The 17,897-nt window shown below is 53.2% G+C and carries 19 protein-coding genes; 12 read left to right on the top strand and 7 right to left on the bottom strand.

Features of this window, described 5'->3' with window-relative positions:
• Positions 1 to 11: 11 nt before the first annotated feature.
• From QMG16_RS15900 to QMG16_RS15885, 4 genes are all read left to right on the top strand, one after another.
• Positions 12 to 557, top strand: coding sequence for a HyaD/HybD family hydrogenase maturation endopeptidase (locus tag QMG16_RS15900; protein ID WP_281795817.1), 546 nt, complete (start codon positions 12 to 14; stop codon positions 555 to 557).
• 16 nt (positions 558 to 573) lie between these two features.
• Positions 574 to 801 carry a HypC/HybG/HupF family hydrogenase formation chaperone gene (locus QMG16_RS15895; RefSeq protein ID WP_281795816.1) on the top strand — a complete coding sequence of 76 codons (228 nt, stop codon included), beginning with the start codon at positions 574 to 576 and terminating at the stop codon, positions 799 to 801.
• Positions 802 to 1,000: 199 nt separating this feature from the next.
• On the top strand, positions 1,001 to 2,278 hold the full coding sequence (locus QMG16_RS15890) for a double-cubane-cluster-containing anaerobic reductase (RefSeq protein WP_281795815.1): 1,278 nt from the start codon (positions 1,001 to 1,003) through the stop codon (positions 2,276 to 2,278).
• 10 nt (positions 2,279 to 2,288) lie between these two features.
• Positions 2,289 to 3,059 carry an acyl-CoA dehydratase activase gene (locus QMG16_RS15885; RefSeq protein WP_281795814.1) on the top strand — a complete coding sequence of 257 codons (771 nt, stop codon included), beginning with the start codon at positions 2,289 to 2,291 and terminating at the stop codon, positions 3,057 to 3,059.
• A gap of 65 nt (positions 3,060 to 3,124) precedes the next feature.
• On the opposite strand, the gene QMG16_RS15880 is transcribed toward QMG16_RS15885, so the two are convergent.
• The 3 genes from QMG16_RS15880 to asnS form a co-directional block, all read right to left on the bottom strand.
• Positions 3,125 to 3,628 (bottom strand): hypothetical protein, encoded by a 504-nt coding sequence (locus QMG16_RS15880; RefSeq protein WP_281795813.1) that lies wholly within the window; start codon positions 3,626 to 3,628, stop codon positions 3,125 to 3,127.
• A 24-nt stretch (positions 3,629 to 3,652) separates the two neighbouring features.
• Positions 3,653 to 3,853: a hypothetical protein gene (locus tag QMG16_RS15875; RefSeq protein WP_281795810.1), complete on the bottom strand. Its 201-nt coding sequence runs from the start codon at positions 3,851 to 3,853 to the stop codon at positions 3,653 to 3,655.
• 354 nt (positions 3,854 to 4,207) lie between these two features.
• On the bottom strand, positions 4,208 to 5,608 hold the full coding sequence (gene asnS, locus QMG16_RS15870; RefSeq protein WP_281795808.1) for an asparagine--tRNA ligase: 1,401 nt from the start codon (positions 5,606 to 5,608) through the stop codon (positions 4,208 to 4,210).
• Between the two features lie 329 nt (positions 5,609 to 5,937).
• Between asnS and QMG16_RS15865 the strand changes: the two genes are divergently transcribed.
• The 3 genes from QMG16_RS15865 to QMG16_RS15855 are packed head-to-tail and all read left to right on the top strand — an operon-like array spanning position 5,938 to position 8,520.
• Complete coding sequence (locus QMG16_RS15865; protein ID WP_281795806.1) at positions 5,938 to 7,254, top strand: 3-deoxy-D-manno-octulosonic acid transferase; 1,317 nt, start codon at positions 5,938 to 5,940, stop codon at positions 7,252 to 7,254.
• On the top strand, positions 7,251 to 8,042 hold the full coding sequence (larB, locus tag QMG16_RS15860) for a nickel pincer cofactor biosynthesis protein LarB (RefSeq protein ID WP_281795805.1): 792 nt from the start codon (positions 7,251 to 7,253) through the stop codon (positions 8,040 to 8,042). The genes QMG16_RS15865 and larB overlap by 4 nt, the downstream gene beginning before the upstream one ends.
• A 55-nt stretch (positions 8,043 to 8,097) precedes the next feature.
• A complete protein-coding gene (locus QMG16_RS15855; protein WP_281795803.1) occupies positions 8,098 to 8,520 on the top strand; it encodes a hypothetical protein in 423 nt (140 codons plus the stop codon).
• 153 nt (positions 8,521 to 8,673) lie between these two features.
• Here QMG16_RS15855 and QMG16_RS15850 read toward each other — a convergent pair whose 3' ends face one another.
• Positions 8,674 to 8,976 carry a hypothetical protein gene (locus tag QMG16_RS15850; RefSeq protein ID WP_281795801.1) on the bottom strand — a complete coding sequence of 101 codons (303 nt, stop codon included), beginning with the start codon at positions 8,974 to 8,976 and terminating at the stop codon, positions 8,674 to 8,676.
• Between the two features lie 202 nt (positions 8,977 to 9,178).
• Positions 9,179 to 10,543, bottom strand: a complete 1,365-nt coding sequence (locus tag QMG16_RS15845) for a B12-binding domain-containing radical SAM protein (protein ID WP_281795798.1) — start codon at positions 10,541 to 10,543, stop codon at positions 9,179 to 9,181.
• A gap of 329 nt (positions 10,544 to 10,872) precedes the next feature.
• Between QMG16_RS15845 and dtd the strand changes: the two genes are divergently transcribed.
• On the top strand, positions 10,873 to 11,322 hold the full coding sequence (gene dtd / locus QMG16_RS15840; protein WP_281795797.1) for a D-aminoacyl-tRNA deacylase: 450 nt from the start codon (positions 10,873 to 10,875) through the stop codon (positions 11,320 to 11,322).
• A gap of 48 nt (positions 11,323 to 11,370) precedes the next feature.
• The gene (locus QMG16_RS15835; RefSeq protein WP_281795796.1) at positions 11,371 to 11,886 is read left to right on the top strand and encodes a DUF1285 domain-containing protein; all 516 of its coding nucleotides are present in this window, start codon (positions 11,371 to 11,373) and stop codon (positions 11,884 to 11,886) included.
• A gap of 308 nt (positions 11,887 to 12,194) precedes the next feature.
• On the opposite strand, the gene QMG16_RS15830 is transcribed toward QMG16_RS15835, so the two are convergent.
• Complete coding sequence (locus tag QMG16_RS15830; protein WP_281795794.1) at positions 12,195 to 12,689, bottom strand: rubrerythrin family protein; 495 nt, start codon at positions 12,687 to 12,689, stop codon at positions 12,195 to 12,197.
• A 371-nt stretch (positions 12,690 to 13,060) separates the two neighbouring features.
• Here QMG16_RS15830 and QMG16_RS15825 point away from each other — a divergent pair, with 371 nt between their 5' ends.
• Together QMG16_RS15825 and QMG16_RS15820 are read left to right on the top strand one after the other, a co-directional pair.
• Positions 13,061 to 13,465, top strand: a complete 405-nt coding sequence (locus QMG16_RS15825) for a thioesterase family protein (protein ID WP_281795792.1) — start codon at positions 13,061 to 13,063, stop codon at positions 13,463 to 13,465.
• Between the two features lie 157 nt (positions 13,466 to 13,622).
• Positions 13,623 to 15,632, top strand: coding sequence for an acetate--CoA ligase family protein (locus QMG16_RS15820; protein ID WP_281795790.1), 2,010 nt, complete (start codon positions 13,623 to 13,625; stop codon positions 15,630 to 15,632).
• 184 nt (positions 15,633 to 15,816) lie between these two features.
• On the opposite strand, the gene QMG16_RS15815 is transcribed toward QMG16_RS15820, so the two are convergent.
• Positions 15,817 to 16,458, bottom strand: a complete 642-nt coding sequence (locus QMG16_RS15815) for a class II aldolase/adducin family protein (RefSeq protein WP_281795789.1) — start codon at positions 16,456 to 16,458, stop codon at positions 15,817 to 15,819.
• A gap of 201 nt (positions 16,459 to 16,659) precedes the next feature.
• Between QMG16_RS15815 and ftsY the strand changes: the two genes are divergently transcribed.
• Positions 16,660 to 17,877 carry a signal recognition particle-docking protein FtsY gene (ftsY, locus tag QMG16_RS15810; RefSeq protein ID WP_281795788.1) on the top strand — a complete coding sequence of 406 codons (1,218 nt, stop codon included), beginning with the start codon at positions 16,660 to 16,662 and terminating at the stop codon, positions 17,875 to 17,877.
• Positions 17,878 to 17,897: the final 20 nt, after the last annotated feature.

Below are 17,897 nucleotides of genomic sequence, written 5' to 3'. Positions count from 1 at the left end.
AGAAGGAAACGATGCAACGGCATATGGCGCCAAACGAGAGGGAAAACCAGGATCAGCAAAAGAGGATACTGGTTTTGGGCGTGGGCAATATCCTGCTCCGCGATGAAGGCATTGGAGTCAAGATCGTCGAAAAGCTCAAAGCCGAATACGAATTTTCTTCCAATGTCGAACTGATGGATGGGGGCACCCTGGGGTTGAGGCTCCTGGATCCCATTTCTCAGAGCGACTATCTCATCGTCGTCGACGCCGTGCAAAATGGGCAGCCCCCCGGAACACACTATCGCCTTCCCCCTGAAGAACTGGAAAAGAGAGTGACCTTCAAGAACTCCCTGCACCAGTTGGACCTGGTAGAGAGCCTGGCATATTCCGAAATCCTTGGTAACCGCCCCTATGTCGTCATCATAGGAATCGAACCCGCGGACATCTCTCCCTGGGGGATGGAATTGACGGAAACGATCCAGGCACAGGTGCCGGAGATCTCCTCCCGGGTCTTGAACGAAATAGAAGCGGCGGGTGGAAAATACGCCGCTAAAAATAGAGTGGAAGCAGCTCAATAAAGAAAGGTATGCCTCGATGTGTCTGGCCATTCCTGCCGAAGTGATCCATATTGAAGACGAAATGGCAACGGTGCGTGTGGGAGAAGCACTGCGGAAAGCATCCCTCATGCTGTTGCCGGAACAGGTCCGGCTCGGGGACTATGTCATCGTGCATGCCGGCTTTGCCCTCCATAAGATCGACCCCGAAGAAGCGAAAGAGTCCCTGCGCCTCCTGAGAGAACTCGCATCCACGGCGGATGAATAGGATACCGACTGATCTTTGGAAATTCTCCCGTTCCCTTCCTCGTTCCATTAAGAAAATCGATGCTTCTGTATTTTTGCATGGAAACTAACTATTTGATAAATCTAAATATCAAAGTTAATTTGCATTGTCATGCGGTTGAAAAGTGACCGAAATTCATTCGATTTTTTTATCTTATCCACTTTCCAGGGGGATTCATCCTATGCCAACGCCTTACGATGCCATGTGGGAAAAACTCAATCTGGACCTGGACGCCCATGCCGGGCTCCTCTCCGTTCTGGGCAAGTTCTACGGAGATATCTATCTTACACAGCAGGGACGCCTCAAAGGGATGGAATATCTCGACTTCGTCCTGTCTGAAGTCCATGGTCTGCGCATCCAGGAACTCCAGGAAGCGAAGGCGCAAGGAAAGAAAGTTATTGGAACCTTTTGTGTGTTCGTTCCCGAAGAACTGGTGCTGGCCGCGGATGGCATCCAGGTAGGACTCTGCGCGGGAGCTGAAGCAGGAAAAGGTGAGGCGGAGAAGATTCTGCCCAGAAACACCTGCGCACTCATCAAGTCCTTTGTGGGATTCAAACTTTCCAGGCTTTGCCCCTACATTGAATCTTCCGATCTCATCGTGGGAGAAACCACTTGCGACGGCAAGAAGAAGGCGTATGAAATCTTTTCTGATTACGCTCCCGTTTATGTCATGGAAATTCCGCAAATGAAAAATGCATGCGACCGTGATCTATGGAAGGCAGAATTGCTTCGTTTCAAGGAAAAGATAGAAGAGATCACGGGAAACGCAATCACGGCCCCCAAGCTACGTGAAGCCATACGCAAAGTGAACGACCGGCGAAGAGTACTCCAGCGGCTCAACCGCCTGCGGGCGAATGTTCCGACTCCCATCTCCGGTCGGGACGTCTTGCTGATCAATCAGATCAGTTTTTATGACGATCCTGACAGATTCACGGCAAAAATCGGAGAACTTTGCGACGAATTGGAATCCCGCATCAAAGCGGGCGAAGGGATTGTTCCCAAACAGACGCCACGCCTGATGCTGTCCGGGTGCCCCATGGCGGTTCCCAACTGGAAGCTGCCATACGTCATCGAATCTTCGGGAGCGGTCATCGTGGGAGAGGAATCCTGCATCGGAACGAGAAATATTCGCGACCTCGTGAGTGAAAGGGCCGAGACTCTCGAAGAGATGCTGGATGCCATAGCAGACCGCTATCTTCGCATTGACTGTGCCTGCTTTACCCCCAACACGGAACGGTTGGATCATATCTCTGAAATGGCAAAGGAACTGAACGTCGATGGAGTCATCCATTTTGCCCTTTCTTTCTGTCAGCCTTACACCATGGAAGCATTCAAGGTGGAAAAGATCCTGAAGGAAGCAGGAGTCCCCATGCTCAGCATCGAAACCGACTACAGCATGGAGGATGTGGAACAGTTGAAAACGCGGGTCGAAGCCTTTGTGGAAATGGTCAGGAAGTGAGAGATTCCGTATGCGCGGTTCTGAGACGGTAGCGGGAATCGACATTGGTTCCCGCTCCATAGAATTGGTTGTATTGCTGGACCAGAAAATCGTTCATCAGGCCAAAGTTCCCACCACTTTCGATCCTCTGGGCCAGTGTAAGAAACTCATGGAGAATGCAAAGCCCTCCAGGATGGTCGCCACGGGATATGGACGCAAACTTTTCGCTGATTCCTCCGGGGAGGTCCAGGTGGAAACCATCACTGAAATTCAGGCCTATGCCCTGGGTGCACGGCATCTCTTTCCAGAAGCCCAAACCATCCTGGATATCGGTGGGCAGGACACCAAGGTCATCCTTCTCACCCCTGCCGGCAGGGTTGCCAAGTTTGAAATGAATGACCGATGTGCCGCCGGCACCGGAAAATTCCTGGAATTCATGGCCACAGCATTACAGATTCCCCTGGAATCCTTTGGAGAATTTGCTCTGGCTTCGGACCGGCGCATTCAAATCAACAGCATGTGCACGGTGTTTGCCGAGAGCGAGGCGACTTCTCTCATGGCGCGCGGGGAGGGTCCGGAAAACATTGCCATGGGGCTGCATCTTGCCATTGTACAGCGCACCATGGCCATGCTGCGGCGTATCGGCATGGAATCTCCCCTCCTCTTCGCAGGAGGAGTCGCCCATAACCCATGCATTCGAATGCTTCTGGAAGAACTGCTCGGTGAACCGCTCATCGTTCCGGAAAATCCGGACATGGTGGGAGCGCTGGGGGCAGCGCTCTACGGAACTCGATCTCGTTAGCCCCGATGCAAGGCTCCCCAAAGGGGATTTGCATTTTGTGGTTCGCTGACTCAATACCATTGCCCCTACCGGCTCACTTCTATCTCTGTCTGTATGGGCCTGAAAAAGTACGATATCCTTCCGGAACCGGCCGCATCGTTATAATCGAGGAGCACGTTCAGCAGGTCCACATTCCAAAAATACTTCTTCACCCCCTGCTCCGGTTCGACGGGATTTCCATACCACCGGGATAAAATTTCCTTGAGCCTTTGGAAGTTCTCTGGAGAAGCGTAATAGACCATGACATTGTAAAACCGGTTCTTGTAAAAACCGTAGACAATATTTTCCACCTTTACATCTTCCACCTTCAGGTCTTCGCCTTTTTTCCTGTAAAATTTCAGGTCTCCCTCTTCCGCCAGGGGTTCAAATTGTGACGGGTCTTTCAAAGCGCTTCCCCATTTCATCCCCCTGAATCCTTCGGTCCTGCTTTCGCTCGAAGAGGTGCAGGCGAAAAGCATCATGATCAATACGATCGCTGCCAGCACCAGGGCAACGCGAGATGCAATCCACTCTTTCTGAAAAGCCGGCATGTATTTTCCTTCCTCAAGCAATCCTTATTCTTCGGATTCATCTTCTCCGACTTCGATTGCAAGATGTCTGTGGAGAAACTCGAGCAATTGCTTGCCGTCTTCCGTGGGAATCCATCCGATACCGCCACATTCGGGACATTCAACCATGTCACCATGATCCCCCAGAGAAATCACTCCCTCTCCCCAACACCTCCAGCACTTGAAGTCAAGTTCCGGTAAGGCCATGATTTACCTTCTTTCCCCTCAAAATCTGCAGTTTCTATTCATTTTCCATTCCCTCTGCTCGGTACCAATCATCGCAATTACACACCCGTTTCACCCATTTAGAACCTATCCAGAAACCACCTGTGGACTTTGCGACACCCCCCTTGGTCCCCCCTTGAGGGGGGAATTAAAGGGGGGTGTCCGCTGCCGAGGTAGGTTTTTGGATAGGCTCTTAGCCGTACGTTTTTATAGCGGCATCCTGCCGCGACAAAGCGTGCGTTTGCCGGTTCCTGTCACGGCTGGAAGCCGTTCCCACAAAAAATGGCTGCGTATTTACAATTTTCGGTACTTACCCTGTGGGTCCAGGCTCACGAATCAAAAATCCGCATGCCCCGGGGTCCTTGGGAAAGGAATGACCTCACGTATGTTCGGAAGCCCCGTAGTAAACTGGAGGAGGCGTTCCAATCCCAACCCAAAGCCTGCATGGGGAACAGAGCCATATTCCCTCAGTTCCACGTACCAGCGGTAGTCATCGGGCGAAACCCCCTTGAGCTTCATCTGTTCCAAAAGTACGTCCAAACGCTCTTCCCTCTGGGAACCGCCGACGATTTCTCCAATGCCGGGAACCAGAATATCCATTGCGGCCACGGTTTTCTCGTCGTCGTTCACCCTCATATAAAACGGCTTCAATGACCGCGGGAAATGGACGACAGCCACCGGTTTCTTGAAGACTTTTTCCGTGAGGTAGCGTTCATGTTCCGCCTGCAGGTCGCTTCCCCAATCCACAGGAAAAGAAAAAGACTCCCTGGATTTTTTCAAGAGTTCCAGGGCGTCCGTGTAGGAAACCGTTTCAAAGGGGCTCTCCACGACCTTTTCAAGGGTATCACGCAAAGTGGGTTCGATGAACCGTACAAAAAAGTCCAGGTCCTCCCTGCAATCCGTCAGAACCACCTCCACGAGCCTTTGGATCAGAGCCTGAGCTATCTCGAGATCCTCTTCCAGATCGCAAAAGGCCATTTCCGGCTCCACCATCCAGAATTCCGCCAAGTGCCGGCTCGTATTGGAATTTTCAGCCCGGAAAGTCGGCCCGAAGGTGTAAACGTTCCCAAGAGCCAGAGCGTATATTTCTGCCTGCAACTGTCCGCTCACCGTGAGGTAAGCCGGCTTTCCGAAAAAATCTCCCGCAGCAGCTTCACCGGCTTCGTTTCCCACCATGTTTTCGGGCTTCAGCGTGGTGACTCGAAAAACCTCGCCGGCGCCTTCACAGTCGCTGGAAGTGATGATGGGAGTGTGGACATAATAAAATCCCCGATCCTGAAAAAACTGATGGATCGCATAACTCAATCGATTGCGTACCCTCGCCACGGCCCCAATAGTGTTGGTGCGAGGCCGCAGGTGAGCGATCTGGCGCAGGAACTCGAAGGAATGCCTCTTTTTTTGCAGGGGATAGGTGGCGGGATCCGCCCCCCCGTAGAGCTCAATCCCCGAGGCGTGCAGCTCGATGGACTGCCCCTTTCCGGGGGAAGCATTCACGACACCCTCCACCTGCATGCTGGAACCGGTGCTCACTTTCTGAACGGTTTCAGTCAATTGAGGCAGGTTGAGGTCTACAATGATCTGGAGGTTTTTGAGACAGGATCCGTCATTGAGTTCAATGAAACTGATTCCCGCCTTGGAATCCCTGCGGGTGCGCACCCAGCCCCGAACCCTTGCGGTCCGGCCCAGCAGCTCCTGTTCGCGCCTGAAAAGGTCGGCGATGCGTATGGCCTTTTTCATGAGTCCATGCCCTTTCTTCGTGGCTGCATACAAACATCATTACAATCCAATCCGTTGGATGACAAGCAGCGATATCTCGATAATCCTCCCTTCTCCCTTTTGGAACAAGAGTTTTATCAGCTTCACGGTCATACCACAAGGATGCAAAATGGTCTCAAAGGAACCTCCTTCCCCCGCCAAAAAATAACTCAAAATGGAGTGAATTTGATTGCCAATTTGAAGATATGCTTTATAAACCTTGCACTGAAGAGAATCCGATGTTCTTGTATTCGATCACGAGAACGGTTCCTGGAAGCTCATTTTTTTTCAAATTCACGAAAGACCTGCTATTGCAAACAGTCGAGTACATTTACAATATCGTCTTGAACACGGTGGGATATGGGATCATCCCATTTGTATGGAAAAAGTCCGAGCTCGATCCCACCTTCTTCAAGGGCAGACTGGGGCGGTATGAAATCCACGCGGACCAGCAACAGGGAAGGCCACGAATCTGGTTCCATACCGTATCCGTGGGCGAAGTAACCGGTGCCGTTCCCACCCTTTGCGCTCTTCACGAACGCCTCCCAGAATCTTCCATCTTCCTCTCCACCGGAACGCCCCAGGGATACCATTTCGCCCAGGCTCAACTTCCTCGATGGGTCCGGGTCGTCCCCTTTCCCCTGGACTTTCCCTGGATTCTGAAGAGAACCTTCCAGTCCCTGCAGCCGGATCTCTATGTGGCTATGGAAAGTGAATTCTGGCCCAACCTCTTCAGGTATCTCAGGGAAAGGGAAATCCCTTCCATTCTTTTGAACGGCAGGCTTTCCAGCCGCTCAGCCAAACGGTACGCTCTTCTGAAGTCTTTGTTTTTCCCCATCTTCCGGCAGTTCAAATGTCTGGGCATGCATTCCGAAGAAGATCGTCAAAACATTCTCGGGCTGGGTGTTTCCAAGGAACGGACCCTGGTGCTCGGGAGCTCCAAATACGATGGGCTTCTGCAGCGTGTCGATCCCTCGAAAACATCCACGTGGCGAGAGAAATTGAACCTTCCTCTCCATCTTCCCGTCGTCGTGGGCGGAAGCCTTCGCCGTTCCGAGTGCATTCAAATCCTCGAGGTTTTTCAATCACTCCTTCAAGTTGAGCCGCAGGCGGTAGGGATTTTTGCGCCGAGGCATTTGGAACGGATTCCCAATATGGTTCTCTGGCTGCAGGAGAGAGGAATCGATTTTCAAATGCTCTCCCACCTGGAAAAGACCAGAGAGAAAAGGCGGGCATCCATTGTGCTCGTGGACCGCATAGGAATCCTGTTTGAGCTTTACTCCCTGGGTGACCTCATCTTTTGCGGCGGAACACTCGAACCCATCGGTGGCCACAATATACTGGAACCCGCAGCGTGGAGAAAGCCCGTTTTTTACGGTCCCTGCTTGCAAAAAGTCCTCGATGAACATAGTATCCTGCATTCTTTGCAGGGAAGCTTTCCTGTACGGGACAAGCATGAGCTCCTGCAGCAATGGACATACTGGATTCAGCATTTGCCGGCCCTCAAAGTCCATGGGGAGAAGGCAAAGGAAGCGCTCTTGAAGATGGCCGGGGTGGCAGACAGGCAGGTTGAAATCATCATGGCCGTCCTTGCGGAACGAAAAAGGAGCGGCGCGAGCCGATCATGACAAAACTTGAAAGCATTCTGCAAGAATACAAAGACGGGAAGAGAGACATGGAAAACGTCCTCAATTTCCTGCGGAAGCTCCCCTATGAAAACCTCTCTTTTGCACGGGTGGATCATCACCGTGGCCTTCGCCGCGGATATCCCGAGGTAATCTACGGAGAAGGAAAAACAGCCGGGCAGGTTGCAGATATCATCCGCGCCATGGAAGCATACGGGAGCAACATTCTCGCTACCCGCATCGATGCAGAAAAAGCGGAAATGATTATGGCCTCCGTTCCCGGGATGGTTTATCATTCTGAAGCAAGAATGCTCACTTTGGGAAAAGAACCGGTCAACCGGCAATCCCGCGGCGTCATTCAGGTTCTCTGCGCCGGTTCATCCGATGTTCCCGTGGCGGAGGAAGCGGCTGTCACGGCCGAGTTCATGGGAAACAGGGTCAAACGCTTTTTCGATGTCGGAGTGGCGGGGCTGCATCGATTGCTGAGTCTTTGGGAGGAATTACAGGAGGCTTCGGTCTACATTGTGGTAGCCGGAATGGAGGGCGCCCTCCCCAGCGTGGTTGGAGGGCTGGTAGAACGTCCCGTCATCGCCGTACCCACCAGTGTAGGCTATGGCGCGAACTTCAACGGATTGGCCGCATTGCTGGGAATGCTCAACACCTGTGCACCCGGAGTCTCGGTGGTAAACATCGACAATGGTTTTGGAGCAGGCTACCTGGCTGCAATCATCAATCAGAACTCGGTGGTTGAAACCGTCTCTGTATCGCAGAATACCACGTCAGACCAGTGAGCTGCTTCCGATATATCTTATGGACAGTTTTATGAGGAACGAAAGGAACACCGCGGTGGCTAGAGAATATAGACCGAATGCAAGAGAATCTGCCGTCATTTCAAAGTTGGATCACGCAAAAGAGTCACAGCGGATCACCGCCTTGAATCTTCTTCGCGATAAGATCGACGATCTGAGTTCACGGATTGTCATGAAACTTTTGGAAGACAGGCTGGTAGAAACAACGAGCAACGCGGAAATGGAAAACCAGATCCACTTCGCCCTGGAAACGCTGCTCAATGCCGAAGAGTTCGAAGTCCAGCTACAGACCGCCGACTTGAGAACCCTGGTGGCGCGCCCCAATTTCATCAGCCTCTATGTGACCTCTTTCATTATCGATAAATTGATCCATCACAAGTGCATCGTTGAAATTTACGGGACCGATGAGGATATTTACCACTGTGTAAACAAGCAGGTTTCCAGGCTCATCGCCGTCTAGGCTTCTATGCCGGAGGGCTCGATATTCCGTGCGGAATTCCGTGCAGATCGCTCGCGCCGAGGTATCGAAGTACGAAAGCCTTTCGCTCACTCTTCGATACCTCAGGGCGATCACTTTCTGCCAGGGGATTTTTGCACAGGCCTTTAGCGCAAGCTAAAAGCCCAGGAATTCAACGAATTCATCTTCGGTCATCTCATCCAGCAGGGGAAAAGGCTCGCTCTCATCTTCTTCGAGCTGCTGCTGGTATTCTTCGATACTGTATGGATCGCTGATCTCTTCAATCCAGAATCTTTGATCCAGATCCAGATTATCCAGGTATTCCATCACCTTTTCCTCAGCTTCCTCCAGGTCGTCCGCCTGAATGAGGCACGAGGCGCTGCTTTGTTTCTCTCCATTGGCCTTAAAGCCTATAGACACTTCAAAAATATACAAACCATTTTCCGGATCAAAAAGCATCGAGCTGAACACCTCTTTTGGCAATGAAAGCATCTTATGATCATTTATTTAATAATTACAATAGGTTAAGATTAGGGAAGCATAATACCAAAATAATCAAGCGCGTCAAGGGAAAAAGGGGGACAATCGAATGAAATCTCTGCATTCTCCCTGCCTCCATGATGAACACTTGCCGGATATGCGAAGGGTGGTGAACGACGGATTACGGAAGGCGTCGAACCCTTCGGACCAATTCCTTGAGTCGGAGAAGGTCGTCGTAGGAAAAATCCGAGCGCCGGCAGGCAAAAAAGGAATTGTTTTGAAAGAGAGGTTCCTTCGCGATGTCATAACGCGATAAGGCGCAGACTTCCGACCACATGGCGGTTCCCGGGACAGGAGAATACTCGCAGAGGTGAGGCTGCGCACCGCTTTCAGCCACCACTTCGATGGCTTCCGCCACATCTTCGGGGCTTTGCCCCGGAAGCCCGCAGAGCAGGTAAACGCCGATCTGGTCTCTGGAAAACCCCGCCATCCGAAGTCTTTCGACCGACTCCCGATACATCCGGGTTTCCACTTTCCCTCCCCACTCCCGCTGTTTGTCCGCCCGCGTCGTTTCAAGGCCCAGCCGCAGGGTGGTAAAACCGCTTTCAAAAAGCAGCCTGCACCAGTCTGAAGTGAGAGCCCGCACATGCAGGGCGTTCGGTGTGTGAAAGCGAAGCCGCAACCCTTCCCTGCAGAGCCTTTCCAACGCCGGTTTCAAAGAGGTTTCGGCCTGCAAGAGAAGGGCATCGTCATAGAAGGCAAAATCGACCACTCCGAGGGTTTCATGCCAGTGGAGGATTTCCTCGTAAACGGCATCGGCGCTCCTGCGCTCCCACCGGGGCTGCAAAATTCCCGACGCACAGTAGGGGCAGCGAAAAGGGCATCCCCTGCCGGTCATGATGGGAGCGTAAGTGGGATGCGAAATGAATTCCAGCGCCGGCAAGGGCGCTTGTCTAAAATTCCCCCAGGAAGGAATATTCTTCACGGCAAACCCCGTGGCGGCTTCGATCCTCCCTGGAAGTTTTTCCAGGGGGAGTGTGATGACCTGGTCCGCTCCGCTGTTTTTCTCTGCATGCCCGGTGCATAAGCTTGCGTAGATGCCCCCCAGCCAGACGGGCACTTTCGGAAAAACCTCGTGCAGAACCTCTATGGTCTCTTGAACCCCCGGGTACCAATAGGTCATGACGGATGTCACCCAGATGAGATCCGGCTCCTGGATGACCTGCAACTGTTTGCGAAAGCTTTCGGGATGAATTCCATAGCGATAGTAGCGGCGGGGAATGTCCCCGTAAGCCTGCGGCTTTTCAATGAGGGTCCTCGAATACTTGCCGGTTCCGAACTTTCGTTCTTCCCCCCGAAGCATCTCCCCGCATGTGCGGCTCAGAGGATCGTACCGGTCCAGGCAATCGATAAAGGCGACTCCACATCCTCCCTCTTTCAACAACCCACCGAGTAAAAGCAATCCCAAAGGCTTGGCCCAGAGATCATACGCGGCAAAGTCTGTCGTCCAGGGATTGACCAAAAGGATAAAAGGGGCTTTTGACATGGTACCTATCAATAAGATATGAATTGTCACGAGTCTTTGTGCCGATTTCATGCGCCGCAATGGAACGGACCACAGTCTTATATCGCTTTCCCATTCAGGGGTCAAATCGAAGAAATGCAGCGGGTGCAATCCAAAGTGATTGGAAGAAGCGGCCTACGTGCTGGGATGCATATTGGGACTCCCAATTCCAACATGCAGCTTGAATCCAATCACTAAAGAGAGGTTTTATCCTAAAAATTCCTCCCTTGAGGGGGCATGGGGGGAGTTCACTTTTCAAAACGAAAATTGCTGGTAGAAAACGTCATCGAAAAAGAGGAGGTGTTTGGACGGTGCGAGCTGTGGTGCAGAGGGTTCTGGAGGCGAGTGTTTCGGTCCGTGGGGAAGAAACGGGGAGAATCGGCAGGGGAATTCTGATCTTCTTGGGAGTCGGACCGCAGGACAATGAAAAAGATTGTCAATACCTGGCTGAAAAGGTGGTCCATCTTCGTATTTTTTCCGATGAAAACGACAAAATGAACCTCTCCGTCCTGGATATGGAGGGTGGGATCCTGGTGGTTTCGCAATTTACTCTTTGGGGAGACTGCCGCAAAGGGAGGAGACCGTCCTATGCAGGGGCGGCTCCGCCGGACCTGGCCAGGACTCTTTACGAAAGCTTCGTAGCGGAGGTGAAGCGCTATTCGCCTCACGTGGCAACGGGAAAATTCCAGGAGATGATGCAGGTGCACCTGATCAATGACGGACCCGTTACACTTCTTCTGGACAGCCGGAAGCTTTTTTGAAACGGTTTGAATTTACATGAATTTTCACTTACTGCAGGGAGAAGAAAAATGGATCTGCCCGATTTCACGGCTCCTTCCAAGAATGCAGAAGGCTTTTACCCGTCAGACATCTCTGTGGATGTGGAAGGCGACTGGTTCTACAAAGGAAACAAAATCATTCGGGATGACATTCTCGAATTGTTTTTGAATTGTATTCGTCTCTCTTCAGACAATAGATTTCTCATTGAATGGAACAGAAATCTCTGCAGCCTCGAAGTCGCAGACACCCCCTTTGTCATTGCGAGAGTGGATCGAATAAAGTCGGATAAGAAAGAGGGAAACATCGAGGAAGAAATCGTTTTGTCTTTGCGACATCTCTCTACAAAGGAAACACTGGACCCATCGACTCTTTATGTCGGCAAGGAAAATGTCCTTTACTGCCGCATCCGTGGGGGGCAATTTCCGGCACGGTTTTCGCGGCCCGCCTATTACCAGCTGGCGGAATGGATTCAGGAAGACCCTGAATCCGGAGATTTCTGCCTGGAACTCAATGGGATTAGAAATCCCATAAAGATGAGGGAATAAGGGGATATCTCGGAATGGAAAATTCAATGGTTAGGGAATTGGCGGGTTCCAATATCCCGTTATTCACCACGGAGACACGGAGGACACAGAGTGAGGAGATGATCCTGTCTGCCGCGGAGGCGGCAGACAGGATTCTCCATGCCGACTCCCGGCATGGAGAATAGTGGTTTTTCTCCGTGCCCTCCGTGGTGAATATTTGGTTGCGGCTTTGGCCGCGCTGTGATCTCTGTGCCTCCGTGGTAAATGAGGATTTCAAGAGCGACTCACTCCCTTACGGAACGAACCGCTCGATGGGGATCATGCACGTCCTAATCGACTTTGAAGAATGCTTTCGGATTGGCACCGCAAACCGGGCATTTTTCCGGAGGGGCATCGGCTATGGTGTAGCCGCAGATTTTGCAGACGTAGTAATCCTTGACGGGAAATTTCTCCGGATCTTCCAGGGCCTTGGTATAAAGCTCCGCGTGGATCTGTTCCACTGCATTGGCATAGGTGAAGCTGATCTCGGCGGACTTGTTCCCCTCTTCTTTGGCATCGGCAATCATCTGAGGATACATGTTCTTGAACTCGTGGATTTCGCCTGAGAGTGCATCCTGAATGTTTTCCTTGGTGCTCTTGACGCCGCCGAGGGTGCGCAGATGTTTATGGGCGTGAATGGTTTCTGCGGCGGCCACGGCGCGGAAGAGTTTGGCAACCCCATGAAAAAATTCATCTTCAGCCTTTTCAGCATAGGCAAGGTATCTGCGATTGGCTTGCGATTCTCCTGCAAACGCTTCTCTCAAGTTCTTTTCCGTCTTCGACATGCTTTTCTCCTTTCAATGGTTCCCAGATCAAGCGCCCGTCACCTCACGGCACGAACGCTCCACGTTTTTTCGCCACAATAGCTTTTCTCACCCCATCCATCTTCTCAAGAAGATGGAACGTAAATGACAATGCCCATCCCTTTGCAGTAGAAGGAAGTTAAGAAACGCATGAATCAAAGTCAATTGATGGTTGTTTTTGATTCTTTTCGAACGATGCATTAATTTAAAGAATACAACCGGGCAGAAACCTCTGTCCGGTGGGATCGACGGCAGATAGAGATCTTTTCAGACCGACCGTCTCGAAGCCGATGTGGCGGCTTTGAGGAATCTTCCCATCAAACGCATCCAATGAGAATCAATGAGGAGGTAGTATGAGTACACCGTTTAAGGTAGGCATGTCCCGCGAACTGAAGATCAAATCCCAACCGTCGGATTCAGCGCAGAAATTTTATGCCAATCTCCCTAACGTATTCGCCACGCCTGCCCTGGGAGGACTGATGGAAAGGGTTTCGGCCGAATTGATCGATGAACATCTGCAGCCGGGGGAACAATCCGTAGGAATTTCCATGGATCTTAAGCACATGGCGGCGACTCCCCTGGGAATGGAAGTCCGGGTCAAGACAGAAATCACCGCAGTGGAAGGACGAAAATTGACTTTCCATCTGGAAGCTTACGACGAAGTGGAAAAAATCGGGGAGGCATCCCACGAGCGTTTCATCATCCAAGCCGACAAATTCAATGCGCGTGTAGCGGAAAAAGCCAAAAAGATGGCCTGATCCGGGTTCCTTCTCCGACTTTTTCTTTTCCGGACTTTCCGGCCCGGTCTTCTCACGACTCGTGCCCGGGCATCGAGCGAAGTTTTTTCCAAAACCACACATCACTGTGGCCGGACTGCGTCCGGGACACCCGCAACCCCAGGAAGGAGATCATTCCATGCCCGCCAGAAAATTATGGTCCTTTTTTCACCCGTCCAGCGTTGCCGTCATAGGCGCATCAGAAAGTCCCGACAAGCTGGGGCACGAAATCCTCAAGAACCTGGTCCAGGGAGGATTTCCCGGCGCCCTTTATCCCATCAATCCCAAGAGTGAACGCATTCTCGGCCTGACGTGCTTCAAGAATGTGAAGGAAATCCCCGACAACGTCGAGATGGCGGTCATAATCATTCCCGCCCGCTTCGTACCCGGTGCCATCAGGGATTGCGGGGAAAAGGGCGTGAAGGGAGTCGTCATCGTCACGGGAGGATTCAGTGAAGCGGGCCCCGAGGGTGAAGCCCTTCAGAAAGAGGCGGCGGCCGTTGCCGCGGAATACGGCGTGCGCATCATCGGGCCAAACTGTCAGGGCATCAACAACCCCTATCATCCGTTGTGCGCTTCCTGGCCCCTCCTCACCAGGAAAGGGCGCGTGGCCATCATCAGCCAGAGCGGCACGGTGGGAGCGGCCATGATGGACTGGTTTTCCGAGGAGCAACTGGGGGTTTCCAGCTTCGTGAGCCTCGGGAACCGGGCGGATGTGGATGAAATCGATCTCATCGAATATTTTGAAGAAGACCCCAATACCCGGGTCATCGCCGTCTATCTTGAAGGCGTGAAGGATCCGGTGCGTTTCCAGAACGTTCTGAAGACGCTCACCAAGCCCCTGGTGGTGCTCAAATCGGGCCGGACCCCCGGCGGACGCGTGGCCGCGGAATCCCACACCAAGTCCCTTGCAGGGGCGGATGCGATCTATTCTTCCCTCTTTCGCCGGCATGGCGTATACCGGGCGGACACCATCGAGGAATTCTACGATCTTGCCAAGGGGCTGGCCTATCTGAAACCGCCTGCCGGAAACAGGATTCTTTTCATCACGACCTCGGGGGGATCGGCCATTCTCGCCACCGACGCCGCCGAGCAGGAGGGTTTGAATGTCTCGCCCCTTCCGCCGGAACTGGCCGAGCAGTTGAAAGGGGTCATTCCAGCCCACGCCATACACGCCAACCCACTGGACCTCACAGGGGACGCCAACGCAAAGATGTTCCACGAAGTCATCCAGCGGGCACATCCTCATTACGACACCCTGGGGATCATCTTCGGAGACCCCATCGTCGATGCCTCCCAGGTGGTGACGGCCAACGCCAATGAACTCATCATCTATCTCGGCGGCGCCGACGTCGAACGGGCGGAAAAATTGAAAATGCATCAGATGGATATCCCCGTCTTCCCTACCCCGGAGCGGGCCGTCAGAACGCTCGCACAATTGATTCCCCCGGAGATGAAGGCGGAACGGGCGAAACACACCTTCCCCGTGGCCAAAGGGCGTTCCCAGATGGGATTGTACGACAGCTTCAAGTTCCTGGAATCCAGGGGATTCGACTGCATTTTCAGCAGATCCGCCGACAGTCCGGGCAAGGCGGTCCACCTGGCGCACCAGTTGGGTTTTCCCGTATGCCTCAAGATCGATTCTCCAGACATCCTGCATAAATCCGACTGCGGCGGCGTCCGTCTCAATCTCCAGTCCGCCAGGGATGTCCGTTCGGCTTACAGCGAAATGACGGCACAGGCCCATGCCTGCTACCCCGATGCAAAGATCAACGGGGTGATCGTGAGTGCCATGGCTTCTCCCGGATTGGAGCTCATTCTGGGCATGAACCGGGACCCGCAATTCGGCCCCGTGGTGATTTTCGGGCTGGGAGGCATTACCGTGGAGCTTTTCAGGGATATCTCCATGCGGCTGCTTCCGCTGGACCGGAAGGAGGCCCTGGCCATGATCGGTGAAATCAAGGCGGCTCCCCTGCTCAAGGGTTACAGGGGCCGGCAGAAGGTCGACGAAGAAGCCATCGTGGACGGCCTGCTTAAGCTGGCCCAAATCGCCGAAGAACATGAAGACATCGTGGAAATCGACCTCAACCCCATCTTCGCCTACGCCGAAGGGATCGTGGTCGTGGACGCCCGCATTCTCAAGGCGTAGCGGGAAGAGATTCCACGATTGAAGCGATATTGCCGGATTTCATCTGAACCACGGAGACACGGAGAACATAGAGATGCCCCCGTAGGAGCGGCTTCCAGCCGCGACAAGAAAAGGCCTGCTCCCAAGGGAGTCGCGGCTTTCAGTCGCTCCTAAAGTCAAGGCTTCAACCGGTAGGTCGGCCCTGTCACCCGTGCTTTATTTTGTTCAGCTTTATGAGCGCTTCCGGCGCAAGGGGTTCGGGAGCGCTCCGGTTCATGAGATGGGCATAGTAGAGAGTGTGAGCCGCATGTTCCAGTTTTTCCAGGCGCTGGCAGGCTTCGTTCAAGTCCCGCCCCAGAGTCAGGGAACCGTGGCGCTCCAGCAGGATGGCATGGCTTCCCTCTAAATGAGGAGCGAGGGAATCGGGCACTTCCCGGGTGGACGGTGTCGCGTAGGGTGCCGTGGGCACCGGACCGAAGTGCATCCACACTTCTGGAAGCGCATCGGAGCGGAAGGGAATGCCCGCAAGAGTGAAGGCGGTCAGCATGGGGGGATGAGCATGCACGACAGCCATGACATCCGGCCGCTTTTCATAGACCAGGAGGTGCATGCGGATTTCACTGGAGGGACGCCCCTGCCCCGCGAGCACCTCCCCTTCGAGATTCACCAGGAGAAGATCCAACGGCGAAAGCTCCCCCTTGGCCCGCCCACTTGGGGTAATGAGAAGACTGTTTTTTCCCGCCCGACAACTCACATTGCCATCCGCGGCGGCCACCAGCCCCTTTTCTTCCAGCCTCTTGCAGACGGCAATCAAATCATAACGCAATCTGTTTTCTTCTTTCATCATAAAGCGGTGCTCTCCCCTTGCTGAAAACTGCAGACACAACAGCCGAACAGATAGGAAAATCGTTTCATTTTGCCTTGTATTTCTGAGAGATGAACCTCTATACTTGTAGCACATAGCCAGGAAGAATCCCATCTTTCAAAGACGAGGATATTTCCGAAAATTACGAAACGCTTCTGCCGTTAGCAAGGAAAGTCAGATTTCATGATCAAATGGTTCAAACGTAAGAACAAAAAAGGCAAACCGGCGCTGGAATCGGACACGGGAATCCGGGAGGACCTTGTACAGGATCAGGAAGGCCCCACCCAGGAAGAGATCATCCCGGATCTTACTTCGATTCCTCCTGCAGAATCTTTTCATGCCGAAGAGATGGACGAAAGGATCGATGAAACAGAGGAAGAACCCTCTCCCCCTTCTGCGGACGAGTCCGCACCCGGTGAGGGGACCGACATCCCATCCCTTGAGCCCGCAGTTCAGGAAATGGAACCCGAAGGAGAAACGGAGCGGGAGGAAAAGCGCTATTTCAAGCGGCTTCGCGAACGCCTCCACAAGACCCGCGAACAATTTTCCGACCGCATGGACCGCCTGGTTCTCGGCAGGAAAACCATCGACCTGGATCTTTTGGATGAACTGGAAGAGGTCCTCATCACCTCGGACCTCGGCGTGCATACGACACAACTGCTCCTCCAGAAAGTCACGGAAAAGATCAAGCGCAAGGAATTGAAAGATCCTCAGAAACTGCGGGATCAATTGCGGGAGGAAATCAGCGGGATACTCTCCCGGACGATCACTCCTCTGGATTTCAGGGCGGATCATCCCTTCGTGGTCATGGTGATCGGCGTGAACGGAGTGGGCAAGACCACCACCATCGGAAAGCTGGCGCATCAACTGAAGGAACAGGGATTGAAAGTCATGCTCGTCGCCGGGGACACATTCCGCGCCGCCGCTGTGGAACAGCTCAGCCTCTGGGGAGAACGCGCGGGCGTTCCCGTCGTGAAGCAAAAGAGCGGCTCCGACCCCTCCGCCGTGGCCTTCGATGCCATGGACGCCGCAGTTTCCAGGGATGCGGACGTCGTCCTCATGGATACGGCCGGCCGCATGCACACCAAGGTGAACCTCATGGAAGAACTCAAGAAGGTTCAACGCACCATCAACAAAAAAATGCCCGCGGCCCCCCATGAAATTTTCCTGGTCCTGGACGCCTCCACCGGCCAGAACGCTCTCTCCCAGGCCAGGCTGTTCAAGGAATCCATAGGGCTCACGGGTCTCATTCTGACCAAGCTCGACGGCACGGCCAAGGGCGGCATCGTGGTCGCCATCTGCGACGAACTCCAGGTCCCCGTGCGCTACATCGGCATTGGCGAAGGCATGGAAGATTTGAGGCCCTTCGATGCGGAAGAGTTCGCGCGGGCGCTCTTTTGAGAAGCGCCGGAACCAGGGCC

This window comes from Desulforhabdus amnigena, from assembly GCF_027925305.1.
In the GTDB taxonomy this organism is placed as follows: domain Bacteria; phylum Desulfobacterota; class Syntrophobacteria; order Syntrophobacterales; family Syntrophobacteraceae; genus Desulforhabdus; species Desulforhabdus amnigena.
This window is presented reverse-complemented; position numbering and strand designations above follow the sequence as displayed.

What these genes read in the sequence shown, in the direction of transcription:
- QMG16_RS15900 (WP_281795817.1), top strand. Translation starts at nt 12, where the DNA reads ATGCAACGGCATATGGCGCCAAACGAGAGGGAAAACCAGGATCAGCAA.
- QMG16_RS15895 (WP_281795816.1), top strand. Translation starts at nt 574, where the DNA reads ATGTGTCTGGCCATTCCTGCCGAAGTGATCCATATTGAAGACGAAATG.
- QMG16_RS15890 (WP_281795815.1), top strand. Translation starts at nt 1,001, where the DNA reads ATGCCAACGCCTTACGATGCCATGTGGGAAAAACTCAATCTGGACCTG.
- QMG16_RS15885 (WP_281795814.1), top strand. Translation starts at nt 2,289, where the DNA reads ATGCGCGGTTCTGAGACGGTAGCGGGAATCGACATTGGTTCCCGCTCC.
- QMG16_RS15880 (WP_281795813.1), bottom strand. Translation starts at nt 3,628, where the DNA reads ATGCCGGCTTTTCAGAAAGAGTGGATTGCATCTCGCGTTGCCCTGGTG.
- QMG16_RS15875 (WP_281795810.1), bottom strand. Translation starts at nt 3,853, where the DNA reads ATGGCCTTACCGGAACTTGACTTCAAGTGCTGGAGGTGTTGGGGAGAG.
- asnS (WP_281795808.1), bottom strand. Translation starts at nt 5,608, where the DNA reads ATGAAAAAGGCCATACGCATCGCCGACCTTTTCAGGCGCGAACAGGAG.
- larB (WP_281795805.1), top strand. Translation starts at nt 7,251, where the DNA reads ATGACAAAACTTGAAAGCATTCTGCAAGAATACAAAGACGGGAAGAGA.
- QMG16_RS15850 (WP_281795801.1), bottom strand. Translation starts at nt 8,976, where the DNA reads ATGCTTTTTGATCCGGAAAATGGTTTGTATATTTTTGAAGTGTCTATA.
- QMG16_RS15845 (WP_281795798.1), bottom strand. Translation starts at nt 10,543, where the DNA reads ATGTCAAAAGCCCCTTTTATCCTTTTGGTCAATCCCTGGACGACAGAC.
- QMG16_RS15835 (WP_281795796.1), top strand. Translation starts at nt 11,371, where the DNA reads ATGGATCTGCCCGATTTCACGGCTCCTTCCAAGAATGCAGAAGGCTTT.
- QMG16_RS15830 (WP_281795794.1), bottom strand. Translation starts at nt 12,689, where the DNA reads ATGTCGAAGACGGAAAAGAACTTGAGAGAAGCGTTTGCAGGAGAATCG.
- QMG16_RS15825 (WP_281795792.1), top strand. Translation starts at nt 13,061, where the DNA reads ATGAGTACACCGTTTAAGGTAGGCATGTCCCGCGAACTGAAGATCAAA.
- QMG16_RS15820 (WP_281795790.1), top strand. Translation starts at nt 13,623, where the DNA reads ATGCCCGCCAGAAAATTATGGTCCTTTTTTCACCCGTCCAGCGTTGCC.
- QMG16_RS15815 (WP_281795789.1), bottom strand. Translation starts at nt 16,458, where the DNA reads ATGATGAAAGAAGAAAACAGATTGCGTTATGATTTGATTGCCGTCTGC.
- ftsY (WP_281795788.1), top strand. Translation starts at nt 16,660, where the DNA reads ATGATCAAATGGTTCAAACGTAAGAACAAAAAAGGCAAACCGGCGCTG.